Annotated in this window: 17 protein-coding genes; all 17 read left to right on the top strand. The window is 56.1% G+C overall.

The features are described 5' to 3' along the window. Positions 1-11 precede the first annotated feature (11 nt). Positions 12-536, top strand: a complete 525-nt coding sequence (gene rplJ, locus KP703_RS00485) for a 50S ribosomal protein L10 (RefSeq protein WP_215753460.1) — start codon at positions 12-14, stop codon at positions 534-536. Positions 537-634: 98 nt separating this feature from the next. After that, complete coding sequence (gene rplL, locus KP703_RS00480) at positions 635-1,009, top strand: 50S ribosomal protein L7/L12 (RefSeq protein ID WP_062141832.1); 375 nt, start codon at positions 635-637, stop codon at positions 1,007-1,009. A gap of 230 nt (positions 1,010-1,239) precedes the next feature. After that, positions 1,240-5,412 (top strand): DNA-directed RNA polymerase subunit beta, encoded by a 4,173-nt coding sequence (rpoB, locus tag KP703_RS00475; protein ID WP_215753459.1) that lies wholly within the window; start codon positions 1,240-1,242, stop codon positions 5,410-5,412. 93 nt (positions 5,413-5,505) lie between these two features. Continuing rightward, on the top strand, positions 5,506-9,681 hold the full coding sequence (gene rpoC, locus KP703_RS00470) for a DNA-directed RNA polymerase subunit beta' (RefSeq protein WP_062141830.1): 4,176 nt from the start codon (positions 5,506-5,508) through the stop codon (positions 9,679-9,681). A gap of 350 nt (positions 9,682-10,031) precedes the next feature. After that, positions 10,032-10,403: a 30S ribosomal protein S12 gene (gene rpsL / locus KP703_RS00465; RefSeq protein ID WP_025826436.1), complete on the top strand. Its 372-nt coding sequence runs from the start codon at positions 10,032-10,034 to the stop codon at positions 10,401-10,403. A gap of 14 nt (positions 10,404-10,417) precedes the next feature. Beyond that, positions 10,418-10,894: a 30S ribosomal protein S7 gene (gene rpsG / locus KP703_RS00460; RefSeq protein ID WP_043552235.1), complete on the top strand. Its 477-nt coding sequence runs from the start codon at positions 10,418-10,420 to the stop codon at positions 10,892-10,894. Between the two features lie 91 nt (positions 10,895-10,985). Further along, positions 10,986-12,176, top strand: coding sequence for an elongation factor Tu (tuf, locus tag KP703_RS00455; protein WP_215753458.1), 1,191 nt, complete (start codon positions 10,986-10,988; stop codon positions 12,174-12,176). 104 nt (positions 12,177-12,280) lie between these two features. After that, positions 12,281-12,589 carry a 30S ribosomal protein S10 gene (gene rpsJ / locus KP703_RS00450; protein WP_007282720.1) on the top strand — a complete coding sequence of 103 codons (309 nt, stop codon included), beginning with the start codon at positions 12,281-12,283 and terminating at the stop codon, positions 12,587-12,589. A gap of 10 nt (positions 12,590-12,599) precedes the next feature. Further along, on the top strand, positions 12,600-13,283 hold the full coding sequence (gene rplC, locus KP703_RS00445) for a 50S ribosomal protein L3 (RefSeq protein WP_043552239.1): 684 nt from the start codon (positions 12,600-12,602) through the stop codon (positions 13,281-13,283). 4 nt (positions 13,284-13,287) lie between these two features. After that, the gene (gene rplD / locus KP703_RS00440) at positions 13,288-13,902 is read left to right on the top strand and encodes a 50S ribosomal protein L4 (RefSeq protein ID WP_061491253.1); all 615 of its coding nucleotides are present in this window, start codon (positions 13,288-13,290) and stop codon (positions 13,900-13,902) included. After that, on the top strand, positions 13,899-14,234 hold the full coding sequence (locus tag KP703_RS00435) for a 50S ribosomal protein L23 (RefSeq protein ID WP_043552242.1): 336 nt from the start codon (positions 13,899-13,901) through the stop codon (positions 14,232-14,234). The genes rplD and KP703_RS00435 overlap by 4 nt, the downstream gene beginning before the upstream one ends. Positions 14,235-14,250: 16 nt before the next feature. After that, complete coding sequence (rplB, locus tag KP703_RS00430) at positions 14,251-15,081, top strand: 50S ribosomal protein L2 (RefSeq protein WP_043552244.1); 831 nt, start codon at positions 14,251-14,253, stop codon at positions 15,079-15,081. A 13-nt stretch (positions 15,082-15,094) separates the two neighbouring features. Next, on the top strand, positions 15,095-15,373 hold the full coding sequence (gene rpsS / locus KP703_RS00425; protein ID WP_025826448.1) for a 30S ribosomal protein S19: 279 nt from the start codon (positions 15,095-15,097) through the stop codon (positions 15,371-15,373). Position 15,374: 1 nt separating this feature from the next. Beyond that, positions 15,375-15,785, top strand: a complete 411-nt coding sequence (gene rplV / locus KP703_RS00420; RefSeq protein ID WP_043552246.1) for a 50S ribosomal protein L22 — start codon at positions 15,375-15,377, stop codon at positions 15,783-15,785. Between the two features lie 3 nt (positions 15,786-15,788). Further along, a complete protein-coding gene (gene rpsC, locus KP703_RS00415; protein ID WP_043552247.1) occupies positions 15,789-16,466 on the top strand; it encodes a 30S ribosomal protein S3 in 678 nt (225 codons plus the stop codon). A gap of 18 nt (positions 16,467-16,484) precedes the next feature. Then, complete coding sequence (gene rplP / locus KP703_RS00410) at positions 16,485-16,901, top strand: 50S ribosomal protein L16 (protein WP_025826454.1); 417 nt, start codon at positions 16,485-16,487, stop codon at positions 16,899-16,901. Position 16,902: 1 nt separating this feature from the next. Next, a complete protein-coding gene (rpmC, locus tag KP703_RS00405) occupies positions 16,903-17,142 on the top strand; it encodes a 50S ribosomal protein L29 (protein WP_061509090.1) in 240 nt (79 codons plus the stop codon).

Below are 17,142 nucleotides of genomic sequence, written 5' to 3'. Positions count from 1 at the left end.
GGAGACGGGATTTGAACCGTACGGAAAAGCAGGCCGCTGTTGCCGCCCTTGCCGCCGTGTTCGCCGAAACGTCCATGGTTGTGGTGACCCAGAATGCTGGGTTGACCGTAGCTGATGTGACGGATCTGCGACGCAAAGTGCGTGCAGCGGGTGCAACTTACAAGGTCGCAAAAAACCGGCTGGCAACTCTCGCCCTGGATGGGACCCAGTTCGACGGCATTAAGCCGATGCTTAAAGGACCGACTGCTCTTGCATGGGCAGCTGATCCGGTAGCAGTGGCAAAGGTGATCGTCGAGTTCGCCAAAACCAATGACAAGCTTGTGCTGGTCGGGGGTTCTCTTGGTTCGCAGGTGCTTGACGCCAACGGACTGAAGGCTCTGGCCGAACTGCCGTCTCTGGATGCACTGCGCGCGCAGCTCGTGGGTCTTATCTCCACGCCCGCTACGCGTATCGCAGGTGTTGTTCAGGCGCCGGCAGGGCAGCTTGCCCGGGTTTTTGGGGTCTATGCCAAAACGGGTGAGGCGGAAGCCGCCTAAAGCACGCCTTCATCTGAAGACGTGTTCAAGAAATCGCATGGCCTTCCACCGGGGAGGTTGTGCTTTGCAAACCAGTGTTTATATTAGGAAGTCTAATCATGGCTGATCTGAACAAGCTCGTTGACGAACTGTCTGCTCTGACCGTTCTCGAAGCTGCTGAACTCTCCAAGCTGCTGGAAGAAAAGTGGGGCGTTTCCGCCGCTGCTCCGGTTGCTGTTGCTGCTGCTGGTCCGGCTGCTGCCGCTGCTCCGGCTGAAGAAAAGACCGAATTTGACGTCGTTCTGACCAAAGCTGGCGACAAGAAAATCAACGTCATTAAGGAAATCCGTGGCATCACGGGTCTGGGCCTGAAAGAAGCCAAAGACCTGGTTGAAGGCGCACCGAAGACCGTTAAAGAAGGCGCTAGCAAAGACGAAGCCGAAAAAATCAAGAAAGCTCTTGAAGACAACGGCGCCAGCGTCGAAATTAAATAAGTTTGCCAAAGTCCCGCTGCCTCAGGGTGGCGGGGTAATGGAAAAGGTTTTCGGGTGGGGGTATGTTGCCTCTGCCCGTTTGCCTGTTTCGGATCCGGTTCGGAGCAGGTATAGAGGCCGGGGTCTTTCCGGTATCAGTGAAGGCCGGTTACTACAGATCGGACCATCAGGCTCGCGGTAGAGCGCGGCGGGCCTGATGGTCCGAGACAAAGGGCAGGGCAGGAGCGACGATGAACGCAATCACCAAATCGTTCACAGGACGGAAGCGGATTCGCAAGAGTTTCGGGCGGATCCCCGAAATCGCTCCGATGCCGAACCTGATTGACGTGCAGCGGGCGTCTTACGAGACGTTTCTTCAGGCGAATGTGTCGCCCGATGCGCGCACGCCGACAGGTTTGCAGGAGGTTTTCCGATCTGTATTCCCGATTAATGACTTTGCAGGTCGCGGGCGGCTGGAATTCGTTAGCTACGAATTCGAAGAGCCGAAATATGATGTTGAAGAATGCATTCAGCGCGGGCTGACCTATTCCGCTCCGCTGAAAGTGATCCTGCGTCTCATTGTATGGGACGTGGATGAAGATACGGGTTCCCGCTCCATCCGGGATATCAAGGAGCAGCCGGTCTATATGGGCGACATGCCCCTGATGACCGACAACGGGACCTTCATTATCAATGGCACCGAGCGTGTTATCGTCAGCCAGATGCACCGGTCTCCCGGTGTGTTCTTTGACCACGATAAGGGCAAGACGCACTCTTCCGGCAAATATCTGTTTGCCGCACGCGTCATTCCGTATCGTGGGTCCTGGCTGGACTTCGAGTTCGACGCCAAAGATCTGATTTATGTGCGTATCGACCGGAAGCGTAAGCTGCCTGTCACCACGCTGCTGTATGCGCTGGAAGGCGAGGCATCTGCCGCTGCCCGTAAGGCGAAAATGGCTGAAGGCGGTGACGTCGACGCTCTGGATATCAAGGGGATGGATGATAATGAAATCCTCTCCTACTTCTATGACACCGTCACCTTCACCAAAACGGCTAAAGGCTGGGCGCGTCCGTTCGATGCGGATTCTTTCCGTGGTCTGAAGCTGCTGGCACCGCTGGTTGACGCAGAAACCGGTGAAGTGGTTGCTGAGGCAGAAGCCAAGCTGACCGCTCGGATGGTGCGCAAGATCGCTGAAAAAACCCGCGAAGTGCTGGTTGGCGAAATTGACCTTCTGGGCCGCTTCATCGCCCGGGATATGGTCAATCTCGAAACAGGCGAGATCTACGCAGAAGCTGGTGATGAAATCACTGAAGCTACGCTGACGGGTCTTGATGACGCTGGTGTAACAGAACTGCCGGTTCTGGCGATTGATGCTGCCAAGGGTCCGTGGATCCGCAACACGCTGACGGTTGATAAGAACACCGCGCGTGATGAAGCACTGATCGACATCTACCGCGTCATGCGTCCGGGTGAGCCGCCGACGGCTGAAACCGCTGACGCCATGTTCCATGGTCTGTTCTTCGATCCCGACCGTTATGACCTCTCTTCGGTCGGTCGTGTGAAGATGAACATGCGCCTTGATATCGATGTGCCGGATACCGTGCGCGTGCTGCGCAAGGAAGACATCCTGCGCACCATCAAGGTGATGTGTGAACTGAAGGACGGCCGCGGTCAGGTCGACGATATTGATAACCTTGGTAACCGCCGTGTTCGCTCGGTTGGTGAACTGATGGAAAACCAGTATCGCGTTGGCCTGCTGCGTATGGAACGCGCTATTCGTGAGCGTATGGGCTCCGTCGATATTGATACGGTCATGCCGCATGATCTGATCAACGCGAAGCCTGCTGCTGCTGCTGTGCGTGAATTCTTCGGGTCTTCCCAGCTGAGCCAGTTCATGGATCAGACCAACCCGCTGTCTGAAGTCACGCATAAGCGTCGTCTCTCAGCACTTGGCCCGGGTGGTCTGACACGTGAGCGCGCAGGCTTTGAAGTCCGTGACGTTCATCCGACCCACTATGGCCGTATCTGCCCGATTGAAACGCCGGAAGGCCCGAACATCGGTCTGATCAACTCTCTCTCCACTTACGCCAAGGTGAACAAATACGGCTTTATTGAAACGCCGTATCGCCTGGTAAAGGACGGCGTTCTTCAGGATGGCTGGAAATATCTTTCCGCCATGGAAGAAGAAAAGCTGGTGGTGGCACAGGCCGACGCCAAGCAGGATGCTGATGGCACCCTGACGGGTGATCTGGTGTCCGTGCGTCGTGGCGGGGACTTCCGTCTCGTGCCGCCGACCGAAGTGACGGCTTGTGACGTTTCTCCCAAGCAGCTGGTTTCCGTCGCTGCAGCGCTCATTCCGTTCCTTGAGAACGATGACGCGAACCGTGCACTGATGGGTTCCAACATGCAGCGTCAGGCTGTGCCGCTGGTGCGCTCTGATGCGCCGCTGGTTGGCACAGGGATGGAAGCCGCAGTGGCTCATGACTCCGGTGCAACAATTGTTGCCCGTCGTCAGGGTATTGTGGATCAGATCGACGGTGCACGTATTGTTGTGCGTGCAACCGATGAGAACGGGTCTACGCAGGGCGTTGATATCTATCGTCTGCGGAAATACTCCCGCTCCAACCAGTCCACCTGCATCAACCAGCGTCCGCTGGTGCATGTTGGGGATACGGTTCGCGCTGGTGACATCATTGCCGATGGTCCGTCCACGGAGCTGGGTGAACTGGCTCTGGGCCGTAACACGCTTGTCGCGTTCATGCCCTGGAACGGTTACAACTTCGAAGATTCCATCCTGATCTCCGAACGTATTGCGAAGGATGACGTGTTTACCTCGATCCATATCGAGGAATTCGAAGTCATGGCGCGTGATACCAAGCTGGGTCAGGAAGAAATCACGCGTGATATCCCCAACGTGGGTGAAGAAGCGCTGCGTAACCTGGACGAAGCCGGTATCGTTTACGTCGGTGCTGAAGTGAACCCCGGTGATATCCTCATCGGTAAGGTCACGCCGAAGGGTGAAAGCCCGATGACGCCGGAAGAAAAACTTCTGCGCGCCATCTTCGGTGAAAAAGCGTCTGACGTGCGTGATACGTCTCTGCGTCTGCCGCCCGGCACGACCGGCACCATTGTTGACGTCCGCGTGTTCTCACGCCGTGGCGTGGACAAGGACGAACGTGCGATGGCGATTGAACGCGCCGAGATCGAACGTCTGTCCAAGGACCGTGATGATGAGCGCGCCATTCAGGAACGCTCCTTCTACAGCCGTCTGCGTGAAAAGCTGCTTGATCAGACCGCTGGTGCCGGCTTCAAAGGTATTCGCTCGGGCACCGTGATTACGGATGAAGTTCTGGACGAAAACCCGCGTGGCACATGGCGTAACATTGTTGTGGCGTCTGATGAGGTCATGGCTGAGCTGGAAACGCTGCGTCGTGAATTTGATGCCTCTGTGGCAAAAATTCAGGCCCGCTTTGAAAGCAAGGTTGAGAAGCTCCAGCGTGGTGATGAACTGCCGCCCGGCGTGATGAAGATGGTCAAAGTGTTTGTCGCGGTGAAGCGTAAGCTGCAGCCGGGTGACAAAATGGCCGGTCGTCACGGGAACAAGGGTGTGGTTTCTCGCGTGGTGCCAGTTGAAGACATGCCCTTCCTGGAAGATGGTACGTCTGTGGATATCGTGCTGAACCCGCTGGGTGTGCCGTCACGTATGAACGTGGGGCAGATTCTGGAAACGCATCTTGGCTGGGCTTGCGCCAACCTTGGTCGTGGCATTGGTGAACTGGTGGATGAATACCAGCGCACTGGTGAAAAGCGTCAGGAACTGCTGGACCGTCTGAAAGACGTGTATGGGCAGAACATCTATGACGAAGCCATTGCCGACATGGACAACCGCGAGCTGACCGAGCTGTGCAACAATCTGCGCAAGGGCGTGCCGATTGCAACGCCGGTGTTCGATGGGGCCTCCATCCCGGATATTGAAGCCATGCTTGAAAAAGCCGGTGTTCATAAATCCGGTCAGTCTCAGCTGATTGACGGGCGCACGGGTGAGCCGTTTGAGCGTAAGACCACGGTTGGTTACATCTACATGCTCAAGCTGCATCACCTTGTTGATGACAAGATCCACGCACGTTCCATCGGTCCGTACTCCCTTGTGACCCAGCAGCCGCTGGGTGGTAAGGCGCAGTTCGGTGGTCAGCGCTTTGGTGAAATGGAAGTCTGGGCTCTTGAAGCCTATGGTGCTGCGTATACGCTGCAGGAAATGCTGACGGTGAAATCGGATGACGTGTCCGGTCGAACCAAGGTCTACGAAGCCATTGTGCGTGAGCAGGATGACTTTGAAGCCGGTATTCCGGAAAGCTTTAACGTTCTGATCAAGGAACTGAAGTCCCTTGGCCTGAATGTTGAGCTGGAGCAGGGGGCCAAATAAAGGTGACCCTTAGCAGCACGATCCGTTTTTATTTTGAGGGGGAGGCCGGAATGACGATTCCGGCTCCTCATTTCCCTTTGGGGGCTTCGGCACATGAATGAACTCATGAAAATTCTTGGCCAGACCGGCCAGGCGATGACCTTCGACCAGATCAAGATTCAGCTCGCATCGCCTGAGCAGATCCGGTCCTGGTCGTTTGGTGAAATCAAGAAGCCCGAGACAATCAACTACCGGACATTCAAGCCGGAGCGTGATGGTCTGTTCTGCGCACGTATTTTTGGCCCGATTAAGGACTACGAATGCCTGTGCGGCAAATACAAGCGGATGAAGTTCCGCGGTATTGTCTGTGAAAAATGCGGCGTTGAAGTCACCCTGGCAAAAGTGCGGCGCGAGCGGATGGGTCACATCCAGCTGGCCAGCCCTGTTGCTCATATCTGGTTCCTGAAGTCTCTTCCGAGCCGTATCGGTCTGATGGTCGATATGACGCTGAAAGACCTCGAAAAGGTTCTGTATTTCGAGAACTATCTGGTTCTTGAACCTGGCACGTCTCCGCTCAAGCAGTATTCTCTGCTGACGGAAGAACAGTACCTCGACGCCATGGATGAATATGGTGAAGAGGGTATTGAAGTCGGGATCGGCGCTGAAGCCATCAAGAAGGTGCTTGAACGCATCGACTGTGATGCCGAAAAGGTCGAACTGCGTCAGGAACTGAAAGAGACGACGTCTGAAGCCAAGCGCAAGAAGCTTGTCAAACGTCTGAAGCTGATTGAGGCCTTCTCAGAAAGCGGTTCCCGCCCTGAGTGGATGATCCTTGATCTGGTTCCCGTCATTCCGCCGGAACTGCGTCCGCTGGTGCCGCTGGATGGTGGTCGTTTCGCAACGTCTGATCTGAACGATCTGTATCGTCGCGTTATCAACCGTAACAACCGTCTCAAGCGCCTGATGGAGCTGCGTGCGCCCGATATTATCGTGCGTAACGAAAAGCGTATGCTTCAGGAAGCTGTTGACGCCCTGTTTGACAACGGCCGTCGTGGCCGTGCCATTACAGGTGCCAACAAGCGCCCGCTGAAGTCTCTGTCCGACATGCTGAAAGGCAAGCAGGGCCGCTTCCGTCAGAACCTTCTTGGTAAGCGCGTTGACTACTCTGGCCGTTCGGTCATCGTGGTTGGCCCGGAAATGAAGCTGCACCAGTGCGGTCTTCCCAAGAAAATGGCGCTGGAACTGTTCAAGCCGTTCATCTACTCCAAGCTGGAAAAATACGGCCACGCCACAACCATTAAAGCTGCAAAGCGCATGGTTGAAAAAGAGCGTCCGGAAGTCTGGGATATCCTTGAAGAGGTCATCCGCGAGCATCCCGTGATGCTGAACCGCGCACCGACCCTTCACCGTCTCGGCATTCAGGCGTTTGAGCCTGTGCTGGTTGAAGGTAAGGCCATCCAGCTGCATCCGCTCGTTTGTACTGCGTTTAACGCGGACTTCGACGGTGACCAGATGGCTGTGCACGTACCGCTGAGCCTCGAAGCCCAGCTTGAAGCACGCGTGCTGATGATGTCCACCAACAACATTCTCAGCCCGGCAAACGGTAAGCCGATTATCGTGCCGTCTCAGGATATTGTTCTTGGTCTGTATTACCTCAGCCTCGAAACGCCTGAATTCGGTGTGACGCCGGACCGCAACGAGTATGACGACACCACTGGTAAACTGACGACCAAAGGTGCACCGTCCTTCTCGTCTATCGGTGAAGTGGAATACGCTCTGAATGCTGGCGTCCTGAAACTGCACGACAAGATCCGTGCCCGTTTCGAGACGATCGACGCAGACGGCAAGAAGCACCACGAAACGGTTGTGACCACTCCGGGCCGTGTGCTGATTGCTCAGATCCTGCCGAAGAGCGAAGCCATTCCGTTCTCGCTGATCAACAAGCAGCTGACCAAGAAAGCCGTGTCTGACGTTATTGATACGGTTTATCGTCACTGTGGTCAGAAAGAAGCGGTGATCTTCTGTGACCGTCTGATGGCGCTTGGTTTCCGTCACGCTGCTAAGGCCGGTATTTCCTTCGGTAAGGATGACATGATCATCCCGGCTGAAAAGAAAGTGCTGGTTGACCGCACGGCGGCTGAAGTCAAGGAATTCGAACAGCAGTATCAGGATGGTCTGATCACGGCTGGCGAACGCTACAACAAGGTGGTGGATGCCTGGTCTCGCTGCACGGACGAAGTCCAGGCTGCAATGACCAAAGAGATTTCCCGTCAGGAAGTCGGTAAGCCCATCAACTCTGTGTGGATGATGAGCCATTCCGGGGCTCGTGGGTCACCGGCGCAGATGAAGCAGCTTGCTGGTATGCGTGGCCTGATGGCCAAGCCGTCTGGTGAGATTATTGAACAGCCGATTATTGCGAACTTTAAAGAAGGTCTCTCGGTTCTTGATTACTTTACGTCTACCCATGGTGCACGTAAGGGTCTGGCCGATACCGCTCTGAAGACCGCAAACTCCGGTTATCTGACGCGTCGTCTGGTCGACGTGGCGCAGGACTGCATCATTGTCGAAAATGATTGCGGCACCGAGCGCGGCCTGACCATTCGTGCGGTGATGGATGGCGGTGAGGTTGTTTCCTCTCTGTCCGAACGGATCCTCGGCCGGACACTGGCTGCAGACGTGATCGATCCGGCTTCTGGTGAGGTTGTTGCGCCGCGCAACTGCCTGATCGACGAAGCCGATGCTGAACGCATTGAAGCATCCGGCGTGGAAACGGTTCAGATCCGCTCTGTGCTGACCTGTGACAGCCGCGTTGGCGTGTGTGGCCACTGCTATGGCCGTGACCTTGCACGAGGCACGCCGGTCAACATTGGTGAAGCTGTCGGTGTTATTGCCGCCCAGTCCATCGGTGAGCCAGGCACTCAGCTGACTATGCGTACCTTCCATATTGGTGGTGCGGCGCAGCGTGGTGCTGAGCAGTCCATGATCGAAGCGTCTCGTGACGGTAAAGTGGTTATTCGTAACCGCAACGTCGTGCAGAACAGTCAGGGCGTGCCGGTTGTCATGGCCCGTAACTGTGAAATCCTGCTGACGGACGAAGCTGGGGTTGAAAAAGCCCGCTATCGTGTGCCGTATGGTGCGCGTTTGCTGACGACGGAAGGTGCGGAAGTCACACGCGCTCAGAAACTGGCCGAGTGGGACCCCTACACCCTGCCGATCATCACCGAGAAGGCTGGTAAGGTTGAGTATCTTGACCTGATCGACTCCATCACGCTTGTCGAGCGTATGGATGAAGTGACGGGCCTGACTGCCAAGACCGTGGTGGACTACAAGCAGGCAGGGAAGGGCGTTGATCTGCGTCCGCGCTTGCAGCTGAAGGACGCCAAGGGCGACGTGATCAAGCTGGATAACGGCAACGATGCCCGTTACTTCCTGCCGCCTGAATCACTTCTGTCTGTTGAAAACGGCGCAGAAGTTCATGCGGGTGACGTGCTGGCACGTCTGCCGCGTGAAGGGTCCAAGACCCGTGATATTACCGGTGGTCTGCCGCGTGTGGCCGAGCTTTTCGAAGCCCGTCGCCCGAAAGACCATGCGATTATCGCGGAAATGGAAGGCCGTGTTGAGTTTGGGAAGGATTACAAGTCCAAGCGCCGCGTTATCGTGAAGAACGATGAGACGGGTGAAGAGACTGAATATCTGATCCCCAAAGGCAAGCATGTGTCCGTTCAGGAAGGCGACTTCGTCGAGAAGGGCGATCCGCTGGTTGATGGTCCCCGCGTGCCGCATGACATTCTGAAAGTCATGGGGGTTGAGGCTCTGTCCGACTACCTCGTGAACGAAATTCAGGATGTGTATCGTCTGCAGGGCGTGAAGATTAACGATAAGCACATTGAAGTCATCGTCCGTCAGATGCTCCAGAAGGTCGAAATTCTGGAGCCTGGTGATACGACGTATCTCATTGGCGAAACCGTTGATCGGATTGAGTATGAGACCGAGAATACCAAGCGCATGAATGCTGGGGAGCGCCCTGCGCTTGCTATGCCGGTGCTGCAGGGTATTACCAAGGCCTCTCTGCAGACCCAGTCCTTCATCTCTGCTGCATCCTTCCAGGAGACCACACGTGTCCTGACAGAGGCTGCAACGGCAGGGAAGGTGGATACCCTGAATGGTCTGAAAGAGAACGTCATTGTCGGTCGTCTGATCCCGGCTGGTACGGGGAGCGTCATGAACCGTCTGCGGGCAATCGCAGCGTCTCAGGATCGTCAGCGCGTCGGGCGGTCTGCTGCCGAGTAAAGAGCAGGCGTCATTAAGACGTTAGAAGAGGAGGGATCAGGGCTATGCTCTGGTCCCTTTCTTTTTATGTGAGGGCTTCTTTCTTCTTTTCGCGGTCGAGAATCGCGTACCCCGCTTGACTTAAGGGGGGGGGAGAGGTAGTTAGCAGCCCTCAGCTTCTGCTCCCGTGCCGGAGCGGAGGTAAATTCGTAATTCTTGTGTAAGCATGCGGTTGGCTTTCTCTGGAAAGTTAGAGCCGGATGCCTAGATAGCCCCACACGGGTGTTGTTGCCTGGTGGGTTTTTCAAATGACAGTCGGCAGCCGATAAAAAGGTTAGCCGGCCGAACTGTGTAAGGATCGGGAAAGGCGCATGCCGACCATCAACCAGCTCATTGCCAAGGGGCGCAAGCCTGCAGTCAAGCGCAACAAAGTGCCCGCGCTGCAGAGTTGCCCCCAGAAACGTGGTGTTTGCACCCGTGTTTATACGACGACGCCTAAAAAGCCGAACTCCGCACTGCGTAAAGTTGCAAAGGTGCGTCTGACGAACGGCTATGAGGTGGTGAGTTATATTCCGGGTGAAGGCCACAACCTTCAGGAACATAGCGTCGTGCTTATCCGTGGGGGTCGTGTAAAGGATCTTCCGGGTGTGCGTTATCACATCCTTCGCGGTGTCCTGGATACCCAGGGTATTGCTAAGCGTCGTCAGCGGCGTTCGCTCTACGGCGCGAAGCGTCCGAAGTAAGAGGAAGTTAAGGTATGAGCCGCCGTCACCGCGCTGTTAAGCGTGAGATTCTTCCTGATCCGAAGTTCGGAGATATTGTCATTACGCGTTTCATGAACGCTCTGATGTATGATGGCAAAAAATCCACTGCGGAGAGGATTGTTTATGGAGCTCTCGAGGCGATGGTTCGCCGGAGTGGAGCTTCTGCAGATCCGGTCGCATTGTTCCACAATGCTCTGGATAACGTTAAGCCTGCAGTAGAAGTTCGCTCTCGCCGCGTTGGTGGTGCGACCTATCAGGTGCCTGTTGAAGTTCGCACTGAGCGCCGTCAGGCGCTGGCCATCCGCTGGGTGATCGACGCTTCCCGCAAACGGGGCGAGAACACCATGCAGGACCGGTTGTCCAACGAACTGATGGACGCTGTGAATAACCGTGGCGCTGCTGTAAAGAAGCGTGAAGATACCCATCGTATGGCCGAAGCCAACAAGGCATTCAGCCACTATCGCTGGTAATCTTTTAGGTGTGGCATTCACTCCTTGTGGAGTGGGGGCGGACTTATTAAAAACTGCATCCCGATAAGTTTTCGGGGTATGGAGTAGAGAAATGGCTAAGGCTAAATTTGAGCGGAATAAACCGCACTGCAACATCGGCACCATCGGCCACGTTGACCATGGCAAGACGTCTCTGACGGCTGCTATCACGAAGACGCTGGCAAAATCCGGTGGTGCTGACTTTAAAGCATACGACCAGATCGATGCGGCTCCGGAAGAGCGCGCTCGTGGGATCACCATCTCCACGGCTCACGTGGAATATGAAACCGACAAGCGTCACTACGCGCACGTCGACTGTCCCGGACATGCTGACTACGTGAAGAACATGATCACGGGTGCAGCGCAGATGGACGGCGCTATCCTCGTGGTTTCTGCAGCTGATGGCCCGATGCCGCAGACCCGTGAGCACATCCTGCTCGCTCGTCAGGTCGGTGTGCCGGCTCTGGTTGTCTTCCTGAACAAAGTTGATCAGGTTGATGATCCGGAACTGCTTGAGCTGGTTGAAATGGAAGTTCGTGAACTTCTGTCTTCCTATCAGTTCCCTGGCGACGATATCCCCATCATCAAGGGTTCCGCTCTGGTAACTCTGGAAGATGGTGATCCGGAAATCGGTGAAAACCGCGTTAAGGATCTGATGGATGCGGTCGACTCCTACATCCCGCAGCCGGAACGTCCGGTTGACCGTCCGTTCCTGATGCCGATCGAAGACGTGTTCTCCATCTCCGGTCGTGGTACCGTGGTGACGGGCCGTGTCGAGCGTGGTGTTGTGAACGTGGGTGACGAAGTTGAAATCGTCGGCCTGAAGGACACCGTTAAGACGACCGTTACGGGCGTTGAAATGTTCCGCAAGCTGCTCGATCGTGGTGAAGCTGGTGACAACATCGGTGCGCTGGTGCGTGGCACGAAGCGTGAAGACGTTGAGCGTGGCCAGGTTCTGGCTAAGCCGGGCTCCATCACCCCGCATAAGAAGTTCAAAGCTGAAGCTTACATCCTGACGAAGGATGAAGGTGGCCGTCACACGCCGTTCTTCACCAACTATCGTCCGCAGTTCTATTTCCGCACGACCGACGTCACCGGCGTTGTTCACCTGCCGGAAGGTACGGAAATGGTCATGCCTGGCGATAACTGCGCCATGGATGTTGAACTGATCGCTCCGATCGCCATGGATGAAGGCCTGCGTTTCGCTATTCGCGAAGGTGGCCGCACCGTTGGTGCCGGCGTGGTTGCTTCTATCACCGAGTAATCGGTTAGAAGCCTAGGACTGGATGGCCCCGGCTGAGTCTTCGGCCGGGGTCTTACTTGGCGGCCGGGTTACCCCGGACCAGTAAAGTGTTGGACTAAGAAACAATGGACAACCAGAACATCCGCATTCGCCTGAAGGCGTACGATCATCGTGTTCTCGATAACAGCACGAAAGAGATCGTCAATACGGCGAAGCGTACGGGTGCGCGGGTTCGGGGTCCTATCCCGCTGCCGACGCATATCGAGCGGTTTACAGTGAACCGTTCCCCCCACGTGGATAAGAAGAGCCGCGAACAGTTCGAAATTCGGACTCATCGCCGCCTGCTCGATATTGTCGAGCCGACTCCGCAGACCGTGGACGCTCTCATGAAACTCGACCTCGCCGCTGGCGTGGATGTCGAGATCAAACTTTAAGGTCCAGACGATGCGCACCGGATTGATCGCAAAAAAGTTGGGCATGTCCCGACTGTTCAAGGAAGATGGCACACATGTGCCCGTTACCGTCCTGCATGTGGATTCCGTGCAGGTGGTTGATGTCCGCACCCAGGAGCGGGATGGCTACACAGCCGTTCAGCTGGGTATGGGCAAAGCCAAGGTAAAAAATGTCTCTAAGCCGAACCGCGGCCATTTTGCCCGCACAAAGGTAGAGCCGAAGAAGAAGCTGGCTGAATTCCGTGTAGCTGACGATGCTACGCTGGACATCGGTGCTTCTCTGTCCGCTGCTCACTTTGTTGTGGGGCAGAAAGTCGACGTGACAGGCACCAGCAAGGGTAAAGGGTTCGCAGGCGCCATGAAGCGCTGGAACTTTGCCGGTCTGGAAGCCTCCCACGGCGTATCCATCTCTCACCGTTCACATGGTTCTACCGGTAACCGTCAGGATCCCGGCAAGACCTTCAAGAACAAGAAGATGGCTGGTCATCTTGGCGATGAGCGTATTACCACGCTGAATCTTGAAATTGCTGCGATCGATCCGGAAAAGAACCTGATCATGATCCGTGGTTCCGTTCCCGGAGCTAAAAACGGTGTCGTTCTGGTCCGTGATGCGATTAAAAAAGCCCGCCATGTCGATGCGCCTTACCCGGCCGCTCTCGTGACGGCGGAGGGCTGAGGTCATGGAAATCGAAATCAAAACGCTTGATAACGGCACCGCAGGTTCTGCAACGCTCCCCGAGGCGCTGTTCTCCGTAGCACCGCGCAATGACATCATGGCGCGTGTTGTGCATTGGCAGCTGGCTAAGCGCCGCGCTGGTACGCATAAGGTCAAAGGCATGGGCGAAGTGTCCGGCACGACCAAAAAGCCGTACCGCCAGAAAGGCACCGGTAGCGCCCGTCAGGGTTCTCTCCGTGCGCCGCAGTATCGTACCGGTGGCGCTGTCCATGGTCCGGTTGTGCGTGATCATGGCTACGACCTTCCCAAGAAGGTGCGTCGTCTGGGTCTGATTTCTGCGCTGTCCCAGAAGGTAAAAGAAGGCAAGCTTGTTGTTCTTCAGTCTGCTTCTGGTGTGGCACGCACGAGCGAACTGGCTGCAAAGCTGAAAACGCTTGGCTGGACGTCTGCCCTGATTGTTGATGCCGCTGTTGATGAAGGCTTCCTGCGCGCTGCAAGCAACCTGCCGCGCATTGATGTCCTGCCGACAATCGGTGCCAACGTTTATGACATTCTTAATCACGAGGTCCTGGCAATTACCCAGGCTGGCCTCGAGGGTCTGAAGGAGCGCCTGGCATGACGAACATTCTTGCTCTGCGCAAGAAAGCCGAGCGTCTTTCTCGGGAAGCGATGTACGACATTGTTCGTTCTCCGCTGATCACCGAGAAGGCAACTGCGCTTTCAGAGAAAAATCAGGTTGCTTTCAAGGTTGCGATCTCTGCAACCAAGCCTGAAATCAAAGTGGCTGTGGAAACACTGTTCGGCGTCAAGGTCGTTGGCGTTAACACGCTTGTCCAGAAGGGCAAGACCAAGCGCTTCAAGGGGCGTCTGGGGCAGCGTTCTGATATCAAGAAGGCGTTCGTCCAGCTTGCGGAAGGTCAGTCCATCGACCTTACCGCCAAACTGGCGTGACGTGGGGTAGGAACAAATGGCACTGAAGCACTTTAATCCCGTCACGCCGAGCCTTCGTGGTACGGTTCTGATCGATCGTTCCGACCTCTGGAAGGGCAAGCCGGTCAAGCAGCTGACGGAAGGCAAAAACAAGACGGGTGGTCGTAACAATAACGGTCGCACCACGTCTCGTTTCCGTGGCGGCGGGCACAAGCAGTCTTACCGTTATGTCGACTTCAAGCGTCGTAAATTTGACGTGCTGGGCACAGTTGAGCGTCTGGAATATGACCCCAACCGTACCGCCTTCATCGCGCTGGTGAAGTATGAAGACGGTGAACTGGCTTACATCCTGGCACCGCAGCGTCTGAAAGTTGGTGACAATGTCATCGCTGGCACGCGCGTTGACATCAAGCCGGGTAACGCGATGCCGCTGGCATCCATCCCGGTTGGCACGATCGTGCATAACATCGAACTGAAGCAGGGTGCCGGTGGCAAGCTGGCCCGCTCTGCCGGGACGTATGCACAGCTGGTTGGTAAAGATGCCGGCTATGCACAGATCAAGCTGCAGTCTGGTGAACTGCGTGTTGTGCGCGGTGAATGCATGGCAACGGTTGGGGCAGTCTCCAACCCGGACAACATGAACCAGCACATGGGTAAGGCTGGCCGTGCGCGCTGGCTGGGTCGTCGTCCGCATAACCGCGGCGTTGTGATGAACCCGGTCGACCATCCGCATGGTGGTGGTGAAGGCCGCACCTCTGGTGGCCGTCATCCGGTTACGCCGTGGGGCAAGCCTACCAAAGGTTACAAAACTCGGGTCAACAAGCGTACGGACAGTCTGATTATCCGTCGTCGGAAGACCGGCAAGTAAGGGGCAATAGAAGATGGCACGTTCCGTCTGGAAAGGCCCGTTCGTCGACGGGTATCTGCTGAGCAAAGCTGAAACGTCCCGCGCGTCGGGTCGTAATGAAGTGATCAAGATCTGGTCACGTCGTTCTACGATCCTTCCGCAGTTCGTTGGTTTGACGTTCGGTGTTTATAATGGTCAGAAGTTCCTGCCCGTGCAGGTGACGGAGAATATGGTCGGACACAAGTTCGGCGAATTTTCTCCCACCCGTACATTCCACGGGCATGGGGCCGACAAGAAGTCGAAGCGGGGCTAAGATGAGCAAGCCGAAGCATCCGCGCACGCTCGCGGAAACAGAAGCGCAGGCGATTACGCGCAACATCCGGGTTAGTCCCCGCAAGTTGAACCTTGTTGCGGGTCTTATCCGCAACAAGCCTGCGTCTCAGGCTGTCGCAACCTTGACGTTCTCCAAGCGTCGCATTGCCCAGGAAGTCAAAAAGACCCTGGAAAGCGCGATTGCTAATGCCGAGAACAATCATCAGCTGGACGTTGACCAGCTGGTTGTGAAGACGGCTGAGGTCGGAAAGTCTATTGTCATGCGTCGTTTCCATGCGCGTGGCCGTGGTCGTTCCGCCCGTGTGGAAAAGTTCTTCAGCCATCTGAAGATTGTTGTTGCCGAACGGGCTCCGGAGCCCGAAGCAGCTTCTCCTGAGCAGAAGGCGGCCTGACGTATGGGACATAAAGTCAATCCAATCGGGCTGCGGCTCGGAATCAATCGCACCTGGGATAGCCGTTGGTACGCTGACTCCGACTATTCTCGTCTGCTGCACGAAGACCTGAAGCTGCGCGCTTTCCTGCGTCGCAAGCTGTCTGGTGCTGGCGTGTCCCGCGTTGTGATCGAACGCCCGGCTAAGAAGCCACGCGTGACCATCTATGCGGCTCGTCCGGGCGTTGTGATCGGTAAAAAAGGTCAGGACATCGATGCTCTGCGCAAAGAGCTGACCAAAATGGCCGGTACGGAAGTGGCTCTCAACATTGTTGAGATCCGCAAGCCGGAAATCGACGCAACTCTGGTGGCTGACAACATTGCTCAGCAGCTCGAACGTCGTGTGGCTTTCCGTCGCGCCATGAAGCGCGCCGTGCAGTCCGCTATGCGTCTGGGTGCACAGGGGATCCGGATCAACTGTTCCGGTCGTCTGGGTGGCGCAGAAATCGCTCGTATCGAATGGTATCGTGAAGGTCGTGTGCCGCTGCATACGCTCCGTGCTGATATCGATTACGGGACGGCTACTGCACAGACCACGTATGGCGCTTGCGGTGTGAAGGTGTGGATCTTCAAAGGTGAGATCCTGGCCCATGACCCACTGGCTCAGGACCGCCGGGCGGCCGAGCAGGCCCCTCAGCGCTGAGGCGAAGGATAGAAGACAATGCTCTCTCCGAAGCGAACTAAATTCCGTAAGGCTCACAAAGGTCGTATTCACGGCCTGGCCAAAAGCGGTACGACGCTCAACTTCGGTACGTTCGGTCTGAAGGCTCTTCAGCCCGAACGTATCACCGCACGGCAGATTGAAGCCTCTCGTCGGGCTATCACCAGGGCGATGAAACGTGCCGGTCGCGTGTGGATTCGTATTTTCCCTGACCTTCCGGTCTCGACAAAGCCTGCAGAAGTGCGTATGGGGTCGGGCAAGGGATCTCCCGAATACTGGGTGGCCCGTGTGAAACCCGGTCGCATTTTGTTTGAAATCGAAGGCGTGCCGCCCGAGATCGCGCGTGAAGCGCTGGCTCTCGGTGCAGCAAAGCTGCCGATCAAGACGAAATTTGTGACCCGAATTGGAGATGCGTAAGATGGCGAAGGCAACAAAGCCCGCTGACCTGCGTGCCAAAACGGCCGATGAACTGAACGCGCTTCTGCTCGAACTGAAGCGCGAACAGCTCAATCTCCGGTTCCAGCAGGCAACCGGGCAGAACGAAGGCCAGAGCCGCATTCGTGTGGTCCGTCGTGAAATTGCGCGCATCAAAACGATCGTCGCGCAGAATACTGAGAAGTCTGCGGCAGGTGCGAAAACATCTGCTGCCATTTCCTGA

The organism is Acetobacter sp. P5B1 (assembly GCF_018811985.1).
In the GTDB taxonomy this organism is placed as follows: domain Bacteria; phylum Pseudomonadota; class Alphaproteobacteria; order Acetobacterales; family Acetobacteraceae; genus Acetobacter; species Acetobacter cerevisiae.
Note: the sequence above shows the minus strand (reverse complement) of the source record. Positions and strands in the feature narration are given on the sequence as shown.